Raw genomic sequence first — 3,131 nt, 5'->3', positions numbered from 1 at the left:
GTTGAGTATTTGAAGCACAACCTGCGGTAAATACGGCTGCGATAACGGCTAAAAGTCCGAGTCTTTTCATTGTTAGTCCTTCGATATCATCGAATTTGGTGATGAGTTTTATATGCTGTTTGGAGTAGCCTATACAACAACACGCTTTGATTCAAGGAGTGTTGGCTGACTCTAGGATATAAAAGTATAGGTACAAACAGATAATTTATAATAAGTTTATTCGTGTTTAGCCTGCCCTAGAAACAAAAAGACCAACACAGAGGTTGGTCTTTAAAATTTAAGTTTGTTCTAAATGATTATCGAAACTGTTTTGCTTCAGGAAGAAACTCAAAACCGGCAGACGCAAGTTTTGCAGTCAATGCCGCTTTGTCGATTTCATAGAAGTTGACTACTCGATCCAAGTCACCGCCGAAATCGTCACGCAGTTTCATGTTGACGATGCTCATCAACATCACAGGATCCATCTTTTCAAAGTTAGCGAGGTTCATATTAGTCCTCGAAATCTGAGATCAGTAGATTCGCTGCGGCAAATGCAGCACGATCTCTTGCTTCTTTAGGAAGAGATTCATCTGCAGCAAGGTCGTTCAATGTTTTTACCGCGCAGGTGATCGCTTTAGGGATATAGCCTTGGTCGCCACTGCCAATTTGAGAATACAGTTCACGCACCAAATCACAACAATCGTATACTTTCATTTTTATACCTAACCAAATGATAACTGATCTCAATATACACATAGAGATAAGCAAAAACAAAGTGGATCTGACTAAGTTCCGAGTTAGTTTGTTCTTGCTCAATATCTCATTCTGTTGATGCTCAATGTATCACTTTGCTAACTTGTTACTTAGCGTGATATTTACTGATTCGCCTGATAATTACCGCTTAACTAGAGATCTGCTGTTCAAGCTGATAAGTGACCTCATCAGCTAAGTTGAGCTGCTTTGCTAACTCTTTGAGGTAAGCCTTCTCCATAAAGTTCTGCTCATCCGCTACAATCAAAGAGGCTAAGTAGATCTCACTCGCTTGTTGAGGTGACGTTGCTAATTGAGCAATTTCGCTTGGATCGAGTGGCTTGTGCAATTCTTCAGACACCAATTTAGTCAGCTGATAATCGGCGCCCATGTTCTCGACGGCTTGTTCAATCTTAGCCATCTCTTCTTCATCAACATGCCCGTCAGCTTTGGACGCAGCAATCATTGATCTTAGAATCAGTACGCTATGGTTTGAATCGGTCTCATCAAATTGAGCTTGTTCGGAATTCGGTGCTTGGCCTTGTTTAGACTGATAGTCGTTATAGACCTTGTAAGCGAGTGCGCCAAGTGCCGCAGCGCCACCAATACCAGCGGCTTTCTTACCCATTTTATTGGTTTTCTTAGAGCCCATTAACGCACCTAAGAGTCCGCCGCCCACTGCGCCAGCGCCGAAGGCTCCGAGCGTGCTTTTGTTGATATTCTTACCACTGCCGCCTTGAGTTAGGCCACTTAAACTTGAAGAGCCTTGGGAAAGCTTCTGAGTACCTTGTTTTACGAGATCTGACTTAAGTGCTTGGTTAAGTAAGCTTTTGATATCCATCGATACCTCCAATGTAATCGTGTCTAAAGAGTTGATGAACCAATATACGGATTTAAAGATGAACAGGGGATTAACTTACGTTATTTACTCTGGTGATAAATAGAAGGGAGTTTGAAGAGAAACGACAGGCACAAAAAAGGCCACCTAATGGCAGCCTTTCAATGTATATCTAGCGAGTAATCGGATTACTAAGCTAGTTGAGCTGTAAGGTGCTCGATAACCGTGTCCATAGCGATTGCTTCTTTATCACCAGTACGACGGTTTTTGTATTCGAAGTTACCTTCGTCCATGCTGCGATCACCGATGACGATAGTGTGAGGGATACCCACTAGCTCGATATCTTTAAACATAACACCTGGGCGCTCTTTACGGTCATCAAATAGTACTTCGATTCCCATAGCCGTTAATTCAGCGTATAGCTTCTCAGCGGCTTCTTTAACGCGCTCAGATTTGTGCATGTTCATTGGTACGATAGCAACTTGGAATGGTGCTAGTGCGTCTGGCCAAGTGATACCGAATTTATCGTGGTTTTGCTCGATAGCAGATGCAACAACACGTGAAACACCGATACCGTAACAACCCATTTCTAGGATTACGCTCTTACCATCAGGACCAAGCACGTTACAGTTCATTGCTTTAGAGTAAGTATTACCTAGTTGGAAGATGTGACCAACTTCTATACCGCGCTTAAGTTGGATGGTACCTTGACCACATGGGCTAAGGTCGCCTTCAACTACGTTACGTAGGTCTTCAACTTGAGCAAGCTCAACGTCACGACCCCAGTTAATACCGAAGTAGTGCTTACCGTCTACGTTTGCACCAGCACCGAAGTCGCTCATTACAGCAACAGAGCGGTCAACGATGAATGGTAGCTCTAGACCAACAGGGCCAAGTGAACCAGGACCTGCACCAACAAGTGCACGGATTTCTTCTTCAGAAGCCATCTCTAGTGGAGTAGCAACCTGTGGAAGGTTCTCTGCTTTCACTTCGTTAAGCTCGTGGTCACCACGGATGATTAGCGCGATGATGTCTGCATTTACTTCATCAGAAGCTTTAACGAATAGAGTCTTAACTGTCTTCTCGATTGCTAAACCGTGTTGCTCTACAAGTTCTGCGATTGTTTTTGCGTTTGGCGTATCAACCAGTTCCATCTCTTGAGTTGGCGCTGCCGCTTCAGTCGTTGGAGCTAGTGCTTCTGCTTTCTCGATGTTCGCTGCGTAATCAGATTCTGAAGAGAATGCGATTAGGTCTTCGCCGCTTTCAGCAAGAACGTGGAATTCTTGAGAGCCGCTGCCACCGATTGCGCCAGAGTCTGCTAATACTGGACGGTACTCAAGGCCCATGCGGTCAAATGCTTTACAGTAAGCATCGTGCATCGCTTGGTAAGACTTTTCTAAGCCTTCTTTATCGATATCAAAGCTGTACGCATCCATCATAGAGAATTCACGAGCACGCATTACGCCAAAACGAGGGCGGCGTTCATCACGGAATTTAGTCTGGATTTGGTACAGGTTTAGAGGTAGCTGTTTGTAAGAGCTGATCTCGTTACGTACTAGGCTCG

At 44.2% G+C, this 3,131-nt stretch carries 4 protein-coding genes; all 4 read right to left on the bottom strand.

The genetic code is table 11. The features are described from left to right. Positions 1–296: 296 nt before the first annotated feature. On the bottom strand, positions 297–488 hold the full coding sequence (locus tag AB4496_RS18565) for a DUF4250 domain-containing protein (RefSeq protein ID WP_009847437.1): 192 nt from the start codon (positions 486–488) through the stop codon (positions 297–299). Between the two features lies 1 nt (position 489). Continuing rightward, entirely contained in the window at positions 490–693 is a 204-nt protein-coding gene (locus tag AB4496_RS18560) for a YaeP family protein (protein ID WP_009847436.1), read from the bottom strand. Positions 694–880: 187 nt separating this feature from the next. Beyond that, the gene (locus AB4496_RS18555) at positions 881–1,570 is read right to left on the bottom strand and encodes a tellurite resistance TerB family protein (protein WP_009847435.1); all 690 of its coding nucleotides are present in this window, start codon (positions 1,568–1,570) and stop codon (positions 881–883) included. 188 nt (positions 1,571–1,758) lie between these two features. Continuing rightward, positions 1,759–3,131, bottom strand: a 1,373-nt coding sequence (locus AB4496_RS18550; protein WP_372131589.1) for a proline--tRNA ligase, incomplete at its 5' end; no start/stop codon positions are given.

The organism is Vibrio sp. 10N.222.46.A1 (assembly GCF_041473595.1).
GTDB lineage: Bacteria > Pseudomonadota > Gammaproteobacteria > Enterobacterales > Vibrionaceae > Vibrio > Vibrio tasmaniensis_A.
The sequence above is the reverse complement of the archived record's forward strand: the minus strand, read 5'-3'. Positions and strand labels throughout refer to the sequence as shown.

Coding starts and splice junctions, on each gene's coding strand:
- AB4496_RS18555 (WP_009847435.1), bottom strand. CDS start 1,570: ATGGATATCAAAAGCTTACTTAACCAAGCACTTAAGTCAGATCTCGTA.
- AB4496_RS18560 (WP_009847436.1), bottom strand. CDS start 693: ATGAAAGTATACGATTGTTGTGATTTGGTGCGTGAACTGTATTCTCAA.
- AB4496_RS18565 (WP_009847437.1), bottom strand. CDS start 488: ATGAACCTCGCTAACTTTGAAAAGATGGATCCTGTGATGTTGATGAGC.